The sequence below is a fragment of the Streptomyces sp. NPDC050534 genome (assembly GCF_044457745.1).
In the GTDB taxonomy this organism is placed as follows: domain Bacteria; phylum Actinomycetota; class Actinomycetes; order Streptomycetales; family Streptomycetaceae; genus Streptomyces.
Genome location: NZ_JBITHF010000011.1, coordinates 279992 through 296314, shown reverse-complemented (window position 1 = coordinate 296314; position 16323 = coordinate 279992). Strand labels below are relative to the sequence as shown.

Genomic DNA, 16323 nt, shown 5'->3' with positions numbered 1-16323 from the left:
TCTCGGTGTGCGAAGGGTTGCCGACGCCACGGAGGTGTGGCGCCGGCCGTCACGGCTCAGGAGCTGCCCTTCATGGTGGCGGTGATCGCCGACGACGCCTTGGCCGCCTCGGTCCGGGAGTCGGCGCCCGTGAGCACGGCGGTCATGTAGTCCTTGATGGGGTTCTTCGCCTCCACGGCGGCCCAGCCGCGGGTGTTGGGGGTCGCTCGGCCGACCGCCGCGCCCGCGGCCATGGCGGAGGCTCCCGGGTCGTCGGCGACCGCACCGGCCAGGGTCGTCTTGTTCGGTACGTAGCTCATGGCGGCGGCGAGCTTGCGCTGCCAGGTGTCGCCGGTGAGGTCCTTGACGAACGTGAACGCGGCGTCCTGCTTGCCGGACGCGGCCGGGATGACGAGGTCGGAGCCGCCGATGAACACCGAACCGGGGTGCGCGGCGGTTTTGCCCGGGATCGGGAAGAAGCCGAGCTTGTCCTTGAGTTCGGGGTTGTTCTGGGTGACGACGTTGGCTCCGCCGGGTGAGGAGATGATCTGCGCCACCTGCCCCTTGGCCATGACCTCGGCCTGCGGCGGTTGCGCCTCGTCGGAGTCCTTGGGGCCCTTGCCGAGGGCTTGCAGCTTCTTGTAGAAGTCCATGCCGCGCAGCGCCTGCGGGGTGTCGAGCGTCCCCTTCCAGGTGCCGCCGGACTTGGTGGCGAGGTCGCCGCCCTCGTCCCAGATGAACCCCGCCAGTGCGTACCACATCTGGCCCGGCAGGTAGATGCCCTGTGTGCCGGAGGAGTTGAGCTTCTTCGTGGCCGCGATCCACTGGTCCCGCGTCTTGATGGCGGCCGGGTCGACGCCGGCCTTCTTGAACAGGTCGGTGCGGTAGATCACGACCCGGCTGGCCGCGTAGTAGGGGATGCCGTACTGCTTGCCGTCGTAGGCGCCGGGCTCGGCCAGGCCCTTGAGCCAGTTGCTGCCGCCGAGTTCGCCGAACTTGTCGCTGAGGTCGAGCAGACCGCCGCTCTGGGCGAACTGGGCGACCTGGGTGTTGCCCGTCTCGATGACGTCCGGGGCGTCGTTGCTGGCGAGGGCGGCGGTCACCTTCTCCCCGATGCCGTCCCACTCCTGGACCTGCACCTTCACCTTGATCTGCGGATGGGCCGCCTCGAAACCCTTGACGAACTCCTTCTGGAACTGCGCGGAGACGCTGTCGCGCATGAGCCATACGTCGATCGTCGTGGTACCGCCGGCGGAGTCGCCGGACGATCCGTCGCCGCCGCTGCAGCCGCTGAGGCCTCCAGCGATCATCAGCGCGGACACACCTGCAAGCATGCGGAGCTTCACAGTTCACCCCTGAGAGGAGAGCACCAAATGAACTGACCAGTGAGACAACTGGACAGGTGACCTGTCGATGGTCGATGAAGGTGGCATAGACCAATAGAGGCGTCAACCCCCGGCGCCGGCACCACTTTTGACGACTGATCGCCATCGGACCGACGCGCGGACGACAGAAGGCCAGCTACACTGCACTTGACCAGTGACGGTCAGTGGTAAAGGCTGCGGAGACTGGTCAGGTAAAGTTCATGTACGGCGGGGCGGGAGCGGGCACCATGAAGGCTGGCGAGTCGGGAGCGGTCCTCAAGCGGGAGCGCGTACGGGACCACATCCTTCAGCTCATCGAGTCGCTGCACCCCGGCGACCCCATCCCCTCCGAACGGTCCCTCTGCGCCGACCTGCACGTCTCCCGGCCGACCCTGCGGGCGGCGGTCGACGAACTCGTCGCGGCCGGACTCCTCGTGCGCGAACACGGCCGCGGCATGTTCGTCGCACCCGAGAAGATCACGCAGGAACTCGTCTCCGACTCCCGCGGCATGGCCCTGCCGCAGGCGTCCGGCACCTGGTCGAGCCGTCTGCTGGAGTTCACCACCATCGCGGCCGGCGCCCGGGTGGGCCGCAAACTGAACCTCTCCCCCGCCGCCGACATCGTCTACGCGGCCCGCCTGCGCCTCGTCGACGGCGCCCCGATGGCCATCGAACACCTGCATATCCGGGCGGACTTGGTGCCCGCGCTCACCGCACGGGAGCTGGAGACGGGCGACCTGTACGAGCACCTGCGCGAGCGGCACCGGGTCCGGGTCAGCGACGCCGTGCAGACGATCGAGCCGACCGTCGCCAGCCAGGCCGAGGCCAGACTCCTCGAGGTGCCCCACCTCTCCCCGGCCCTGCTCTTCGAGCGCCTCACCAACGACGCGGGCGGCCGGCCCGTGGAGTACGTCCACTCCGTCTACCGAGGCGACCGCTACCGCATCGTCTCCCGCCTCACCCTGACGTCGGCGTCCGCCGACGGGGCATCCGCTGCGACGGGCGTCGTCCCGGGGATGGCCCCGGGGACGGTCACTCAGTGGGAGGCGACGCCCCGTTGACGAGTTTGTCCGGCGGCACGCGAGGCGCGCGGGGTGGTCACGGATCTCACCGGGCGCCCGGAAGCCCGTCGATCATCACTCCGAGGGTGAAGTCGAAGCGGTCGTGGGTGGTTCCGGCGGTGAGCTCGGCGGCGTAGCGCTTGGTATGGGGGAAGGAGGCGGGCAGCGCGGCGAACCGGCGCAGCAGCTCGTCGCGGCTGACGACCCAGTTGTCGTCGCCCCGGCTGACCCGCCGGTTCACCAGGGAGACCTCGAGGCTGTACGCGTTGACGTAGAGCATCAGTGAGTCGATGGCCCAGGCGGCGACCTGGGGGGCGATGCCTCCGGCGAGCAGGATGGCGAGCATCCCCTCGCTGACGCGCAACGTGTCCAGGTTGGACGGGGCGGCGGCGAAGGCGGCCCGGGAGATGCCCGGGTAGCGCAGGTACTGGTCGCGGAGCTGAGTACAGACGTCGATGATCTGCTCCTGCCAGCCTGCGGGGTCCGGTTCGGGCAGCTCGATCTCGGCGCACAGTCGGCCGATGAGCAACTCGTCGAGATCCTCCTTGTTGACCACGTGGGCGTAGAGGGACGACGGTCCCGTCTCCAGCGCGGTGGCCAGGCGCCGCATCGTCAGAGCTTCGTAGCCCTCCGTCTCCACGATGGCGAACGCGGTACCGATGATGGCGTCGACCGTGATCGGCTTCTTGCGCCCGCCGGACGGTCCGCGCCGGGCCGCGCCGGCGCCCGTGTCCGTGCCGAGCTGATGACGGGCTGCGCGCCGTTCCTGCGGAGTCGGTGACATACGCGCAGTCTAACGAACCTGCGAACAGTGTTCCGCGATACTACGAACAATGTTCGCCTTGTTCAGAACGCCGCTCTGCTGTAGAACAGTGTTCGTGTCTACTGACCAGCGCATATCCCAAGCGCCCACCATCAGCCCGCTGCCCTTGCGCACCGCGTGGCTCGTCCTGGCCGTCGTGGTTCTGGCCGACATCATGGATCTGATCGACTCCAGCATCGCCAACCTCGCCGGCCCGTCCATCCGTGCCGACCTCGACGGAGGCCAGGTCACGGTGCAGTGGGTGCTGAGCGCCTACACCGCCGCCTTCGCACTCGGCCTGGTCACCTCGGGACGGCTCGGCGACCTGCTCGGGCGCCGACGGCTGTTCCTGCTCGGCATGACCGGCTTCACCCTGGCTTCACTGGCCTGCGGTCTCGCCCCCGACGTGGTCTTCCTGATCGTCGCCCGCACCCTCCAGGGCCTGTGCGGGTCGGTCATGATCCCCCAGGGTCTGGCCCTGGTGAAGGTGGTGTTCCCGCCTCAGCACCTGCGCAAGGCGCTGACCCCGGTCGGTCCGCTGATGGGCCTGACCATGGTGGCCGGGCCCATCCTGGCCGGCTGGCTGCTGCACCTGAACCTGTTCGGCAGCCAGTGGCGCTCCATCTTCCTGATCAACGTCCCGTTCGGTGTGATCGCCCTCCTGCTCGGCCGGCGCGTCCTGCCCCGCCACGGCGGAGAGGACCGCGCCGCCCGCCTCGACCTCACCGGCGTGGGTCTGCTCACCGCGGCCTCGGCGCTGCTGATCATTCCGCTCATCCAGGGACGCGAACTCGGCTGGCCCGCCTGGACCTACGGCATGATGGCCGTCGCGGTGGTGCTGCTCGTCCTGTTCGTCGTGTCCCAACGACGCAGCAAGCACCCGGTGATCACTCCGACGCTGTTCCGCAAGCGCAGCTTCGTCGTCGGCCTCGTGATCGTGGCCGGGTTCTACGCATCGCTCAGCGCGTTCGTCCTCGTCATCAACCTGCTGTTGCAGCAGGGCATGCACTGGACCCCGCTGCACACCGGCCTCGCGCTCATCCCCTGGGCCCTCGGCACCGCCGTCGCCGTCCTGCTCGCGGGCGCCGTGCTCGCCGAGAAGCTGGGACGCGCGAGCCTGCATCTCGGCCTGTCCATCGCCGTCGTCGGCCTGCTGACCCTGTGGTGGTCCGTCGCCCACTGGGAGGCCGGCATCACGATCTGGAAGCTGGCGCCCTCGCTGACGCTCACCGGATTCGGCTCCGGCCTCGTGTTCGTCCCGCTCGTCGACTTCATCATCGGCGACGCGACCACCGAGGAAGTCGGCACCGGCGCGGGCCTGCTCAACGCGGTCCAGCAGTTCGCCGGCGCGATCGGCGTCGCCGCCCTCGGCACCGTGTTCTTCGCCCGGGTCGGACACCCGACGGCCCACTCCTGGTTCGCCGCCGCGGAACTGGTCCTCGGCATCGCCGCCGGCCTGAACCTCCTGACCTTCCTGCTGGTGGGGCTGCTGCCCAGGCATGCTCAGCAGGCACACGGCTAGCCCCGGCGCGAGACGATCGCCCCGTCATACACGTTCCCCGGTGTCACGACCGCCGTGATCGCGCGGGCGAGGAGGGTGGATGGCTCCCGGAACTGGTAGCCGGTAGCCGGTCGACAGCGTCTTCAGGCGCTGGGTCTGGGTCTGGGGGCTGAGCAGTTCACCGGTGGCGACGATCTCCGCCAGCGGCGCAGGTCGTTCAGGTTCGAGATCATCGCGCCGGCCGCCCAGGCCCAACTCGGATTCCAGTCCATGGCGTCGGCGACCGCGCCGCTCAGCGTCTGGTCCGTGCAGCCGCGCGGGTGCGGCTCGGGGAACTCCGCCCCGTTCGGGAAGAGGCCGCTGCGCATCTCGGCGAGTTGGCGCAGGGTGATCCGGTGACCGTTCGGCACGCCGTGGACGTAGCGCGAGATCGGGTCGTCCAGCCGGATCCGGTGCCGGTCAATGAGCCCCAGCAGTGCGGTGACCGTGAAGGTCTTGGTCTCGCTGCGGATCCGCAGGTAGAAGTCGGTGGTCATCGGCCTGCAGGTGGCGGTGTCCGCGACGCCGGTCGCACGGACGTAGCTTCCCCTGCCCGGCATTCACAGTCCGACGACGACACGAGGGATGCCCGCCTGCCGGCGGACGTCCTCGATCGCCTTGTCCAGCCGGGAGTGTTGCCTGCGTCTCTCCCGAACGCGGGATGTCACGTTCGCCGCCTTGAACTCCTCCCACTTGACGACATCCGCAGGAGAGGGGAACCCACGTGAAGCTCGTCGTATTCGGGGCGAACGGAGCGACCGGACGGCAGGTCACCGCGCAGGCGATCGCCGAAGGGCACACGGTCACCGCCGTCACACGCAGGCCCGAGGACTTCCCGCTGAGCCATCGGCGACTGACGGTGACCGGCGCCGATGTGCTCGACTCCGCCGCCGTCGAACGCTGCGTCGCCGGGCAGGAAGCGGTGATCTCGACGCTCGGGGTCCCGTTCGGCCGGAACCCGGTCACCGTGTACTCGGAAGGCATCACCCACATCACGCAGGCCATGACGAAACACGGCGTCCGGCGGCTGGTCTGCGTGACCTCCACCGTGCTCTTCGACGTACCGGCACCCGGCGAGACGTTCTTCTTCCGGAAAGTGCTCGAACCGCTCATCGCGCGCACCGTCGGACGCACCGTGTACGACGACATGCGGCGCATGGAGCAGATCGTCCAGGACGGCGATCACGCGTGGACGATCGTCCGGCCCGCCGGACTTTTCGACGCGGAGGCCGTCAGCGGCTACCGGATCGCCACCTCGCGCCTGCCCGGCCGGTTCACCTCCCGCGCCGATCTGGCAGACGCGCTGCTGCGCCAGGTGACCGGCGACGGTCACCTGCGCGCCTTCGTCGACGTCCGCACGTCGGAAGGCGTTCCGAGCATCCTCGACGTCATCCGTAAGGAGGCGTTCGGCAGCAAGGAGTGAAGCCCGGGTCGGCTCCGTGGCCCCGGTGTGTCCCACCACACCCCGCAGGGGCGGGAGTTGGGGAACAGACTCCGGTGGTTGACCGTTCACCTATACGTGGCTACGGAGGGGACAGTGTCCCCGGGCCTCACCCATAGCCCGTGGGGAAGATCGTTCGGCTGAAGCCCCACGGAGCCTTTCGCCGCGAGGCGACCGCCCTCCGTGGATCACCACACAGCGGCCCCGGCTGGCCTCCCCCGTCCAGCCGGGGCTTCGTGTATGCCGTACGGCCGGCCGGAGGTCAGCTGGTGGGCATCAGGACGCTGTCGATGATGTAGACGTTGGCGTTGGCGGTCTTGACGTTGCCGCAGACGACCTTGGCGGACTTGTTGACGGTGTAGGACTCGCCCGAGCCGGACGTGGTGAGCTTCGACTTCTCCAGGGTGGCGAAGGAGCCGTTCTCGAGGTCCTTCGGCGCCAGCTTCTGACCCACCACGTGGTAGGTGAGGATCTTCGTCAGCTGGGCCTTGTCGCTCAGGACCTTGTCCAGCGTCGCCTTCGGGATCTTGGCGAAGGCGTCGTTGGTCGGCGCGAACACCGTGATGTTCTGGGCGTTGTTGAGGGTGTCGACCAGGCCGGCCTTCTTGACGGCGGTGACCAGGGTGGACAGGGCCGGGTTGTTGGAGGCGGCGGTGGCCACCGGGTCCTTGGCCATCCCGTCGAAGGAGCCGGCGCCGCTCTTGGGCACGGACGAACAGGCCGGGCCGAACGGCTGGTCCATCGGCGACGCGCTGCTGCCCATGCCGTTGTCCGCCGCGGCGGAGGACGACTTCGACGAGTCGGCCTTCGCGGAGTCGCCGCTGTTGTCGCTGCAGGCGCTCAGCATGAGCGGAAGCATGGCCGCGGCGGCCAGGGTGACGGCGGTACGGCGCGTGCGGATGCGGGGGTTCATCGTGTTTCTCCTATGGGTTGTTGCAGCGTGAGCTGCTCTTGTGCGGGAGTTGGGGACGGTGGCTCGAGGGTCAGTCGACGGTCACGACCACGGAGTGGTGGCCGCTCGCGCCGTCGGGGATGGTTCGGGTGCGCAGGGCGGTCTGCACCTGGCCGTCGCCGTCCGTGGCGCGGACGGTGAGGGTGTGGCCGCCCTTGGTGGCCCGCCAGGGGAAGGACCACTGGCGCCAGGTGTCACGGGAGTCCTCGGCGGCGAGGCGGGCTTCCTGCCAGGGCCCGTCGTCGACGCGTATCTCGACCTTCCCGATGCCCCGGTGCTGGGCCCAGGCGACGCCGGCGACCATGACCGTGCCGGTTTGCGGGCGGGCGAAGGGCTTGGGCGTGTCGATGCGGGCCTGGGTCTTGATGGGAGCTCGGCGGGACCATTTCCGCCTGACCCAGTACGTGTCGTAGGCGTCGAAGGTGGTGAGTTCGATGTCCTTGATCCACTTGCAGGCGGAGACGTAGCCGTAGAGGCCGGGCACCACCATGCGGACGGGGAAGCCGTGGGCGAAGGGCAGGGGCCCGCCGTTCATGCCGAGGGCGAGAAGCGCGTCGCGGCCGTCCATGACGTCCTCGACCGGGCTGCCGATCGTCATGCCGTCCACCGAGCGGGCCACCAACTGGTCGGCCGGGCCTCCCTTCGACGGTGGTGCCACTCCGCATTCGGTCAGCAGGTCGGCCAGGCGTACGCCGATCCAGCGGGCGTTGCCGACGTAGGGGCCGCCCACCTCGTTCGACACGCAGGTCAGCGTGATGTCCCGCTCGATCAGCTCACGTCGCAGGAGATCGCCGAAGGAGAGGGTGAGCGGGCGGGTGACCCCCTTGCCGTGGATGCGCAGCCGCCAGGTCGTGGCGTCCACCTTGGGCACCACCAGGGCGGTGTCGACCCGGTAGAAGGACGAGTTCGGGGTGACGAAGCGGCTCACGCCCGGGATCCGCAACTGGGCGCCCCTGGGTACCGCGGGAGCGGCGGATGCGGGTGCCGGCAGGACGACCTTGTCGCGGGAGGCGACCGCGTTATGCCCACGGGAGGCGTTCAGCGTCCGTCCCAGCGCACCGGCCCCGGCCGATGCGGCGGCAACGGCCGTCGCGGCGATCACGAAGTCACGGCGGTCCCGGTCCGGTCCGTGCGCACCCTGCTCGGACGGGGTCCGTGGCAGGAGGCGACCGACGAGGAAGTACAGCAGGACGGCTGCCACGACGGCACCCACCACGGAAGGCAAGGCGTCGGACGGGCCGGTCGAGTCGGGGCGGCTGGTCGCCGCGACCGCCCCCACGGCGCCGAACAGGAGAACGCCCGCGGCACCGGTACGGCGGAATCGCAGCGCGACCATTCCCAGTGCCAGTGCGAAAAGCGCGAGGACCGCGAGAATTCCGAGCTGGAGAATCAGTTTGTCGTTCGTGCCGAAATTCCGGATCGCCCAGTCCTTCACCGCGGGCGGCGTGCGATCGATCGCCGCACCACCGACCGCGATGACCGGACCGGCCTGCGGACGCACCGCCGCCGACACGAGTTCGGCAACCGCGAGGGCGGCGAATCCGGCCAGAACGCCGCTCAGCGCTGCCAGGGCCGGCCGCGTCATGTTGCGGCGTCGTCGCGTTTGCATCTCGTCGTCGGTCACGTGGGGAATCCGGCCCTGAAAGGCTCCCGGATTGGTCGGCGGCCCGATCGGATGAATCTTTTTCCCGGACCAATCCGGACCGGCATCGGCTACGGATCATTGAATATTGGGGGTATTCGGCACAGGCCGATTTTGGGCAGGGAATTGCGCCATCGCCACACGTCGGCGGTTCGAAAAGTGGCGCGGTCAGGCGGGGAAGGTCATCAGTGCGAGCGGAGCCGAGGTGGGCTTCTTCGAGCCGCCCGCGGGTTCCACGGTCACGCCCATGCCCGACGCACCGTCGACGGCACCGTGCATCAGGACGGCCTGGTCGCTGCGGCCGGGGTCCATGAGACCGGCGGAGCGCATGGTGCCGTTGTCGTCGAACCACAGTTGGTAGACCTTGCCGCCGGGGGGATGAGCCATCCCGGACACCACGAACACGGCCTTGTCCTGGCTCTCGGAGACGACCACTGTTCCGGTGGCACCGCCGGCCAGTTCGGCGGCCCGGGTCCTGGCGTCCGGGGCGGACAGTACGGCCGCGATCTCATCCGTTCCCTGTTCGGCCCGGTGGGCCTGGCTGAGGGCGTCCTCGGCGCGCTGGTGCTGCCACACCGCCGTGCCGCCCAGCGCGGCCGCCGCCGCGAGGCATGCGGCCAGCGCCCACCGGGACAGCACACGCCCCCGCGGACCCGCGCGCTCGGAGCGGATCGGTGTCGGCCCGCCGGGGGCCTCCTGCCGGACGGTCGTGATCCGGTGCAGCACCTGCTCACGCAACACCGGGCGCGGAGTGACGGAGACGGCGAGCGCGAGGCGGGCTGCGGTGGCGCACAGCTCGGCGGTCTCCTGGGCGCACGGTTCGCAGGCCGCGAGGTGCCGCTCGAACGCGGCGCGCTCCTCGTCGGACAGCGCGTGCAGGGCGTAGGCCCCCGTCATGCGGTGCAGGTCAGCGGTCATCATGCGGTCACCCCCAGGCAGTCGCGCAGCCGGATGAGTCCGTCGCGCAGGCGGGTCTTGACGGTGCCCAGCGGAAGCGCCAGCGCCTCCGCCACCTGGCGATAGGCCAGCCCCCGGTAGTACGCCAGGGTGACCGCCTGGCGCTGGATCTCGGTCAGGGTGCGCAGACAGCGCCGCACCTGTTCCCGCTCCAGTCGCGCCTCGATCTGCTCGGTCACCTCGTCGTACTCGGGCGTGCGGTCCAGCAGCGCGGCCTTGTGGTCGCGGGCGGCCGCGGCCTCCACCGAGCGCACACGGTCCACGGCGCGGCGGTGGGCGAGGGTGAGGATCCAGTTGATGGCCGTCCCCCGGTCGGGGCGGTACCGGGGAGCGGTGCGCCAGACCTCCACGAGAACCTCCTGCGCCACTTCCTCCGACTGCGCCTGATCGCGCAGCACGGCACGGACGGCTCCCAGGACCGGGCTCACGACGGCGTCGTAGACCGAGGCGAAGGCATCCTCGTCGCCCAGCGCCACCAGGCCCACCAGCTCCTGCAGGTCCGGTTCCGTCGCGGGATTTCTGCCGATGTGCACGGCTTCTTTCACGGGGGTCCTCCGTGGTCGGGACATGTCCGGCCGTAATCCGAGGCTGCGGCGCCCGCGGATTGGTCCGGAAGCGAGGAAATCGCAGGTCGAGCCGGACTCGGAGGCGCCGACGGCCCGGGGGCGTGCCCAACTCGGTTTCCGCGACCGATACTTGGCCCCTGAAACCGAACCGCGTGTGCGGCACGTCCTCACCAGCGACCACAGGATGCGAAGCCCGTCCGGGCAGCGCGCCGCACACTCAGGGGGTAGCCGAAGTGCCGTTCCGTTCCGTCAGACCCGCACGTGCCGCGAGGCGCTCCGCCGCCGCCGTCACCGCCGTTCTCACCATGGCCGCGCTCTGGGCCGCCGCCTCTCCCGCGTCGGCGGTGAAGGGCGGTGGTCCGGCCACGACCGACGCCCGACCGTACGCGATGCTGATCGAACTGGACGGCAACCAGTTCTGCGGCGGCACCCTCGTCGCGCCCACCAAGGTGCTCACCGCCGGCCACTGCGTGGAGAACGCCGGAGACGTCTCCGCGCTGCGGGTCATCGGCGGCCGCACCAAGGTGGACAGCACCGGCGGCACCGTACGGAAGGTGGCCTCCTACCGGCTGGACTCCCGCTACACCATGCCCGGTTACGCCTACGACGCCGCCGTGCTCACCCTGGACCGGCCGATGCCCTACCGCACGATCCCGGTGGCGGGCCCGAGGGACGCGGCGCTGGTCGCCGACGGCCGGACGGCGACCGTGCTCGGCTGGGGCCGCACCGGGCCCGGCACCTCCGCCACCCGTCTCAAGCAGGCCAAGCTGGTCCTGTCCCCCGTCGCCGACTGCCGGCCCTACACCGACACGGACACCGACCCCGCAGCGATGCTGTGCGGCATGCCGCGGCCGGGCACCACCGACAGCATCTGCCCCGGCGACTCCGGCGGACCGCTGGTCAGCGGCGGGAAGGTCGTCGGCATCGTGTCGTCCGGCAACAAGTACTGCGACGAGCAGTTCCCGGTGTCGGTCTTCGTCCGCGTCGACTCGGTCGCCGCGGACCTCGGACTCCGCACCTCCTGAGCACGTACGGAGGGACGGCCACGCGGTCGACCGCAGGCGCGCCGGCCCGAGGAGTGCTCCTCGGGCTAGCCCGAGGAGTGCTCCGCCAGCGCCCGGGCGAACGTCTGGGCGGCAGGTGCCGTCCACCGTCTGCGGTGCCGGGCCAGTCGCACCGGGACATCGGCGAATCGGGGGCCGTTGACCCGTGCCAACTGCCCCTGGCGCAAGTGCTCCTGGACGGTCGTGAGCGGCAGCAAGGCCAGTCCCAGTCCGGCGGAGACGCAGGAACGCGCCGCGTCCACGCTGCCGAACCGGGTCAGCCGCGGCCGCGCACCGGGCACGGCGAGCAACCGTCGCTCCAACTCGTCGCTGTAGGAACAACCCTGTTCCAGCAGGAAGAAGTCCTCGGCGGCGAGCTCCGCCCAGTCCGCCGCGTGGGCACGCTCGGCGAGAGAGTGGCGGGGAGCGCAGACGAGCACGAGACGCTCCCGGGCGATCGGCTCGGACGTCACATCGGGGAAGGCGGCTTCCTCCTCCAACAGCAGGGCCAGGTCGAGGCGTCCGGACCGCAGTCCCTCGACGCATCCCGCGGTGCCGGCCGCGTACAGACCGACGTCCAGCTCGGGGTGGCTGGTGCGCAGCGCGGCGATCACACCCGGCAGCCGGCTGGAGCACAGTGACTCGGGAGCGCCGACGGCCACCCGTCCCCCGAGGGCCCCGTCGCCGTCGGCCTGCAACCGCGCCACGGCGTCGAGGACGTCCTCGGCCCTCTCCAGCAGGCGCCGGCCGGACTCGGTGAGCAGCGCCCCCGTGGGCAGGCGATCGAAGAGCCGGGTGCCCAACTCCCTTTCCAGGGAACGGATGTGGACGGTGACCGTGGACTGGGCCAGGTGCAGCTCGGCGGCGGCGGCCGTGAAGCTGCCGGTACGCGCGAGGGTCGTGAAGGTGTGCAGCAGGCGGGTGTCCACGAGGCCAGCCTATGTGATACGCCGATGGGCAGGATCGATATCCATCGTTGGACGCGATCGAAGGAGGGTGGCAGCGTAGAGCCATGACCACCGACGTGAGCGGAACAAGCCCCGTGAACCACCCCGAGCCGGCCTTCCGGACCCTGCGCTACGCGGCCTTCACCCGCGATCCGGCCGGAGGCAATCCGGCCGGAGTCGTGCTCGACGCCTCCCGGCTCGACGATGCCGCGATGCTCGCCGTCGCCGCCGAGGTCGGCTATTCGGAGACGGCCTTCGTCACCGGCGGGGACGAGAGGACGCGCCGGTTCCAGGTGCGCTACTTCAGCCCGCTCGCCGAGGTGGCCTTCTGCGGGCACGCGACCGTCGCCCTCGCTGTCGCCCTCGCCGAACGGCTCGGCCCCGGCGAGATCGTCCTCGACACTGCCGCCGGTGAGATCCCCGTGGCCACCAGGGTGGACGACGAAGGCGCGGTGACGGCCACGCTGACGAGCGTGCCCACCCGTTCACGCCCCGCCTCGGACACCGAACTGGACGCGACGCTCGCCGTCTTGGGCTGGACTCACGGCGACCTGGACCCCGAACTTCCGCCGCACGTGGCGTTCGGCGGCAACGACCACCTGGTGCTGGCCGCCGCCTCCCGAGCTCGGCTGGCGGAGCTGGACTACGACTTCGACGGCCTCGCCGAAGTGATGCTGCGGCACGGCTGGACCACCGTCCACCTGGTGTGGCGGGAGTCGCCGGAGCACTTCCACGCCCGGGACCCGTTCCCCGTCGGCGGAGTCGTGGAGGATCCTGCGACCGGGGCGGCGGCCGCGGCGTTCGGCGGATACCTCCGCACCTTGGGGCTCGTCACCTCCCCGGCCACCTTCACGATCCGCCAAGGAGAGGACATGGGCCGCCCCAGCGACCTGCTGATCGACGTCGACCCGCAGGGCACCCGCACGCGAGTCACAGGACGAGCCGTGCCGATCGTCGACGCCGGTCGCTCTTCTCAGCGGTCGTAGGCGAGCCGGGCCGTCCGGGGCACCGGTCCGAAGGCGCCGGCGTGGAACTCGGTGAACGCCGTGGCGATCTCGTCCTTGCTGTTCATCACGAACGGCCCGCCCAGGGCGACGGGTTCGCGCAGGGGTGTGCCGCTGTAGACCATGACGCGGGCGGGCCGCTCCGGGTCGACGGCAGCCAGTCGCAGTGTGGTCGCCGTCGCGAGACCGATGACCGGGTCGGTGGCCGGGTCGGACCAGCCGGTCTGCCCCGCGTGCAGTTCGCGGCCGCCGACCAGCAGACGGCCGCTCATCACGTGCGCGAACAGGCGTTGCTCGCCGGGGACTTGGAGATCGTACGAGGCACCGGGATCGAGCGTGGCGACCACGCCCTGTACCGGGTGGTGAAGGTCGGCGGCACCGGTGACGCCGCCGACCGTTCCGGCGTGCACGTCCACGAGCAGGCCCGGCGCGCGGAGCCGGGGCATGGCCGCGTCGGTGAGGTCCTGGTACCGCGAGGGCGTCATCTTCTTCGCGGCCGGCAGGTTGAGCCACATCTGGAGCACCTGCGCGTGCTCGTCGCGGTAGGCGAGTTCGCGGTGGATGATCCCGCTCCCCGCGGTCATCCACTGCACTTCGCCGGGCTCCAGCGCCCCGGCGTGGCCGAGGTTGTCTCCGTGTTCGAGGACGCCGTCGACGACGGTGGTGACGGTCTCCAGGCCGCGGTGCGGATGCCACTCGAATCCGGGCGTGGAGAACCAGTCCTCGACCAGCGCGAGGAACGGGTCGGTCAGCGCCGGGTCGGTCGGCACGAAGACCAGGGCCTTGTCGTCGACCTGCGCATCCGGGCCCAGCCGCTGCTTGTCGGTGACGCGAGTCAGGCTCCGCCGACCCGCCGGCGATGTGGTCATGACTGCTCCTCGCGACGGTCGGACGACGCTCACCACCATCTTCCCGCGCCCGCGGTGTGTGGCAAGCGTGCGCAAGGCGGCGTCGGCCGCCGCCGTATGCACCACCGACAGCTGATCCCCTGGCTGATACGAAAGCTGATCCCTTGACTGACGCCGTGTAGAAGTTCAGGAAGGCGGGCGGCAAGCTGATCCTCTGGCACGGCCTCGGTGACCAGCGCATCCCGGCCGTCGGCACGATGGCGTACTACAAGGCCGTACAGAAGGCGATGTGCGGCAGTGCGAAGACCGAGGACTTCGCCCGGCTGTTCCTGCTCCCCGGCGTCGCCCACTGCGGCGGCGGCCAGGGCCCGGACAGCTTCGACGCGCTGACCGCCGTGGTCGACTGGGTCACCCGGGGCAAGGCGCCGGTCAGTCTGCTGACCAGGTCGCTCGACAGCGGCGGAAAGGTCACCGCGAGCCGTCCCGCCTACCCCTTCCCCTACGTCGCCGTGAACACCACGGGCGGCCCGGCCGACGAGGCCGGCAGCTACACCCCGGTGCGGTCCGCGGCGGAGGCCGACCTCACCCTTGACTGGCTCGGTTCCTTCCGCTCCGGCTACGAGACGGTCGGCAACTGGGTCCACGGCACGTGGGTGGTGAGCAAGGGCAGGGCCTGATCCCTCCACCGCGGCACACCGTGTCGGCGGTGGTCCCCCGGTTGCGGCCGGGGGCTGCCGCCGACACGAACCGAGCTGCCTCAGCCGCCACCGCGCTCAAGGACGCGGCGGGCCGCCTCGGCCTCCGCCGCCGGCGGAGACAGCTCGTCCAGGGTGTCGAGCTCGTCGTCCGACGCCAGCTCCTCCTCCCAGGCCGCCGCAAGGCGTTCCCGGTCCTCGCGCGATCTGGCGCCGACGGCCTCCCGGTGCTCCGGATCCAGGGCCGCCAGAAATCGTTCGACCGCGTCCGTCGGCATACGGTGCTCCTTGTCGCATGAAAGAGTGCCGCCCCGCGCCAGCATGGCTGAAGCTCGCGCGGTCGGCCACCCGGCGCTATCCGGTGACTGTGTCGCCATGACGATGGGCCACCCTCCACTCGCCGCCCTCACGGCGGTACACCTGGGTGACCCGCAACGTGTACGTACGCGGCTCTCCGTCGACCGAGACGGAGGTGTGCTCGCGGCCTGCCGTATAGGCCATGTCTCCCCAGACGCCGTACGCCTGGAGTTCGAACTCGTACCACGTGCAGTCGGAGAAGCTCTTCCCGAGGTGGGTGAAGAGCTGGTCGAGCTGCTGCTGACCATGGGCATCGCGCCAGGCCCCCAGGACGCTCACGGGCTCGTCGTGCGACCAGAGCGCCCGGCGCGGGGCCGCGTCGCCGTTGTGCAGCGCGACCTCCGCCTCGTACAGAGCGGTCCTGACCCACGCCAGGAAACCGTCGAGGTCGGTCATGCCTTCATCATGCGCCGGGCTCGCCGTTCGGCGCAGCGCAAGTGAAGATGCGCGGATACGCTGTCGGTGCTCGGCCCATCAGCTTGCACTCAGCCGGAATTCCAGCGCTCACGGCACAGGAGGAATCGTGGCCGGTCAATTCGAGGCGACAGCCGAGATCAACCGCCCCATCGAGGACGTCTTCGCGTTCCTCTCCGAGGGGACGAACGACCCCAAGTTCAGCCCGAGGGTCCAGGCCATCACCAAGACCCCGGAGGGGCCGACTGCGGTCGGCACGGTCTTCACCAGCACGGTCAAGGACGCCGGCATGAAGACCGGCCGGCAGTTCCGGATCACCGAGTTCGAGGCCCCTGGCCGAATCCGCTGGGCGGAGATCTCCAAGAACGTCGTGACGGCGAACGAGGGCGGCTACGACCTCGAATCCACCGGTCCGGGCACGACGAAGGTGCGCATTTTCAACGTTCTCGAAGGCCACGGCGTGGGAAAGCTGCTGGTGGGCTTCGCGCTGAGTGCGGCACGCAAGGACGCGCCCGCGTTCGGACAGCGGATCAAGGCGGCGGTGGAGGCTTCCTGAAGATCATTTGCGCGCCCGCCCGACCGTGATCATGATGCAGGAGAGGTGCAACAGCCCGTCCGGGTTGTTGCACGCGTGAACGACGCTCTTCTGGGCAGCCGTGTCGTCACGCACCGGAAGCCCGACTTCCGGTGCGACGCAGACGATGGGAACCG

General features: G+C 70.2%; 16 protein-coding genes and 2 pseudogenes. 7 read left to right on the top strand and 11 right to left on the bottom strand.

Features of this window, described 5'->3' with window-relative positions; translation table 11 throughout:
- Window positions 1–56 precede the first annotated feature (56 nt).
- On the bottom strand, window positions 57–1289 hold the full coding sequence (locus tag ACIBN2_RS33375; RefSeq protein ID WP_399140044.1) for an extracellular solute-binding protein: 1233 nt from the start codon (window positions 1287–1289) through the stop codon (window positions 57–59).
- A gap of 302 nt (window positions 1290–1591) precedes the next feature.
- Between ACIBN2_RS33375 and ACIBN2_RS33370 the strand changes: the two genes are divergently transcribed.
- Complete coding sequence (locus tag ACIBN2_RS33370) at window positions 1592–2404, top strand: GntR family transcriptional regulator (protein ID WP_399140042.1); 813 nt, start codon at window positions 1592–1594, stop codon at window positions 2402–2404.
- Window positions 2405–2450: 46 nt separating this feature from the next.
- On the opposite strand, the gene ACIBN2_RS33365 is transcribed toward ACIBN2_RS33370, so the two are convergent.
- The gene (locus tag ACIBN2_RS33365; RefSeq protein ID WP_399140040.1) at window positions 2451–3188 is read right to left on the bottom strand and encodes a TetR/AcrR family transcriptional regulator; all 738 of its coding nucleotides are present in this window, start codon (window positions 3186–3188) and stop codon (window positions 2451–2453) included.
- Between the two features lie 94 nt (window positions 3189–3282).
- On the opposite strand from ACIBN2_RS33365, the gene ACIBN2_RS33360 reads away from it, so the two are divergent.
- Complete coding sequence (locus ACIBN2_RS33360) at window positions 3283–4728, top strand: DHA2 family efflux MFS transporter permease subunit (RefSeq protein ID WP_399140039.1); 1446 nt, start codon at window positions 3283–3285, stop codon at window positions 4726–4728.
- Here ACIBN2_RS33360 and ACIBN2_RS33355 read toward each other — a convergent pair.
- Window positions 4725–5378, bottom strand: a pseudogene (locus tag ACIBN2_RS33355) (serine hydrolase domain-containing protein); the annotation flags it as partial. The gene ACIBN2_RS33360 and the pseudogene ACIBN2_RS33355 overlap by 4 nt on opposite strands.
- 92 nt (window positions 5379–5470) lie before the next feature.
- On the opposite strand from ACIBN2_RS33355, the gene ACIBN2_RS33350 reads away from it, so the two are divergent.
- Window positions 5471–6169, top strand: coding sequence for an NAD(P)-dependent oxidoreductase (locus ACIBN2_RS33350; protein ID WP_399140038.1), 699 nt, complete (start codon window positions 5471–5473; stop codon window positions 6167–6169).
- Between the two features lie 280 nt (window positions 6170–6449).
- On the opposite strand, the gene ACIBN2_RS33345 is transcribed toward ACIBN2_RS33350, so the two are convergent.
- The 4 genes from ACIBN2_RS33345 to ACIBN2_RS33330 form a co-directional block, all read right to left on the bottom strand.
- Window positions 6450–7100 (bottom strand): fasciclin domain-containing protein, encoded by a 651-nt coding sequence (locus tag ACIBN2_RS33345; protein ID WP_399140036.1) that lies wholly within the window; start codon window positions 7098–7100, stop codon window positions 6450–6452.
- A 70-nt stretch (window positions 7101–7170) separates the two neighbouring features.
- Entirely contained in the window at window positions 7171–8748 is a 1578-nt protein-coding gene (locus tag ACIBN2_RS33340; RefSeq protein WP_399140248.1) for a molybdopterin-dependent oxidoreductase, read from the bottom strand.
- A 201-nt stretch (window positions 8749–8949) separates the two neighbouring features.
- Entirely contained in the window at window positions 8950–9702 is a 753-nt protein-coding gene (locus ACIBN2_RS33335; RefSeq protein WP_399140034.1) for an anti-sigma factor domain-containing protein, read from the bottom strand.
- Window positions 9699–10283, bottom strand: a complete 585-nt coding sequence (locus ACIBN2_RS33330; protein ID WP_399140032.1) for a sigma-70 family RNA polymerase sigma factor — start codon at window positions 10281–10283, stop codon at window positions 9699–9701. The genes ACIBN2_RS33335 and ACIBN2_RS33330 overlap by 4 nt, the downstream gene beginning before the upstream one ends.
- A gap of 326 nt (window positions 10284–10609) precedes the next feature.
- Between ACIBN2_RS33330 and ACIBN2_RS33325 the strand changes: the two genes are divergently transcribed.
- On the top strand, window positions 10610–11329 hold the full coding sequence (locus ACIBN2_RS33325) for a S1 family peptidase (protein WP_399140030.1): 720 nt from the start codon (window positions 10610–10612) through the stop codon (window positions 11327–11329).
- A 65-nt stretch (window positions 11330–11394) separates the two neighbouring features.
- Here ACIBN2_RS33325 and ACIBN2_RS33320 read toward each other — a convergent pair whose 3' ends face one another.
- Window positions 11395–12276, bottom strand: coding sequence for a LysR family transcriptional regulator (locus ACIBN2_RS33320; RefSeq protein ID WP_399140029.1), 882 nt, complete (start codon window positions 12274–12276; stop codon window positions 11395–11397).
- An 83-nt stretch (window positions 12277–12359) separates the two neighbouring features.
- Between ACIBN2_RS33320 and ACIBN2_RS33315 the strand changes: the two genes are divergently transcribed.
- A complete protein-coding gene (locus ACIBN2_RS33315) occupies window positions 12360–13280 on the top strand; it encodes a PhzF family phenazine biosynthesis isomerase (protein ID WP_399140028.1) in 921 nt (306 codons plus the stop codon).
- Here the strand turns inward: ACIBN2_RS33315 and ACIBN2_RS33310 are convergent.
- Window positions 13268–14167, bottom strand: a complete 900-nt coding sequence (locus tag ACIBN2_RS33310; RefSeq protein WP_399140026.1) for a pirin family protein — start codon at window positions 14165–14167, stop codon at window positions 13268–13270. The genes ACIBN2_RS33315 and ACIBN2_RS33310 overlap by 13 nt on opposite strands.
- A gap of 173 nt (window positions 14168–14340) precedes the next feature.
- Between ACIBN2_RS33310 and ACIBN2_RS33305 the strand changes: the two are divergent.
- Window positions 14341–14823 (top strand): annotated as a pseudogene (locus ACIBN2_RS33305) (tannase/feruloyl esterase family alpha/beta hydrolase); the annotation flags it as partial.
- Window positions 14824–14903: 80 nt separating this feature from the next.
- Here the strand turns inward: ACIBN2_RS33305 and ACIBN2_RS33300 are convergent.
- On the bottom strand, window positions 14904–15119 hold the full coding sequence (locus ACIBN2_RS33300; RefSeq protein ID WP_399140024.1) for a hypothetical protein: 216 nt from the start codon (window positions 15117–15119) through the stop codon (window positions 14904–14906).
- Between the two features lie 76 nt (window positions 15120–15195).
- Entirely contained in the window at window positions 15196–15594 is a 399-nt protein-coding gene (locus ACIBN2_RS33295) for a YybH family protein (RefSeq protein ID WP_399140022.1), read from the bottom strand.
- 127 nt (window positions 15595–15721) lie between these two features.
- Here ACIBN2_RS33295 and ACIBN2_RS33290 point away from each other — a divergent pair, with 127 nt between their 5' ends.
- Window positions 15722–16168, top strand: coding sequence for an SRPBCC family protein (locus tag ACIBN2_RS33290; RefSeq protein ID WP_399140021.1), 447 nt, complete (start codon window positions 15722–15724; stop codon window positions 16166–16168).
- The last annotated feature ends 155 nt before the right edge of the window (window positions 16169–16323 follow it).

Bases quoted from the DNA above. Each gene is read 5' to 3' on its own strand.
- ACIBN2_RS33375 (WP_399140044.1), bottom strand. From the start codon at position 1,289: ATGATCGCTGGAGGCCTCAGCGGCTGCAGCGGCGGCGACGGATCGTCC.
- ACIBN2_RS33370 (WP_399140042.1), top strand. From the start codon at position 1,592: ATGAAGGCTGGCGAGTCGGGAGCGGTCCTCAAGCGGGAGCGCGTACGG.
- ACIBN2_RS33365 (WP_399140040.1), bottom strand. From the start codon at position 3,188: ATGTCACCGACTCCGCAGGAACGGCGCGCAGCCCGTCATCAGCTCGGC.
- ACIBN2_RS33345 (WP_399140036.1), bottom strand. From the start codon at position 7,100: ATGAACCCCCGCATCCGCACGCGCCGTACCGCCGTCACCCTGGCCGCC.
- ACIBN2_RS33340 (WP_399140248.1), bottom strand. From the start codon at position 8,748: ATGCAAACGCGACGACGCCGCAACATGACGCGGCCGGCCCTGGCAGCG.
- ACIBN2_RS33335 (WP_399140034.1), bottom strand. From the start codon at position 9,702: ATGATGACCGCTGACCTGCACCGCATGACGGGGGCCTACGCCCTGCAC.
- ACIBN2_RS33325 (WP_399140030.1), top strand. From the start codon at position 10,610: ATGGCCGCGCTCTGGGCCGCCGCCTCTCCCGCGTCGGCGGTGAAGGGC.
- ACIBN2_RS33315 (WP_399140028.1), top strand. From the start codon at position 12,360: ATGACCACCGACGTGAGCGGAACAAGCCCCGTGAACCACCCCGAGCCG.
- ACIBN2_RS33310 (WP_399140026.1), bottom strand. From the start codon at position 14,167: ATGACCACATCGCCGGCGGGTCGGCGGAGCCTGACTCGCGTCACCGAC.
- ACIBN2_RS33300 (WP_399140024.1), bottom strand. From the start codon at position 15,119: ATGCCGACGGACGCGGTCGAACGATTTCTGGCGGCCCTGGATCCGGAG.
- ACIBN2_RS33295 (WP_399140022.1), bottom strand. From the start codon at position 15,594: ATGACCGACCTCGACGGTTTCCTGGCGTGGGTCAGGACCGCTCTGTAC.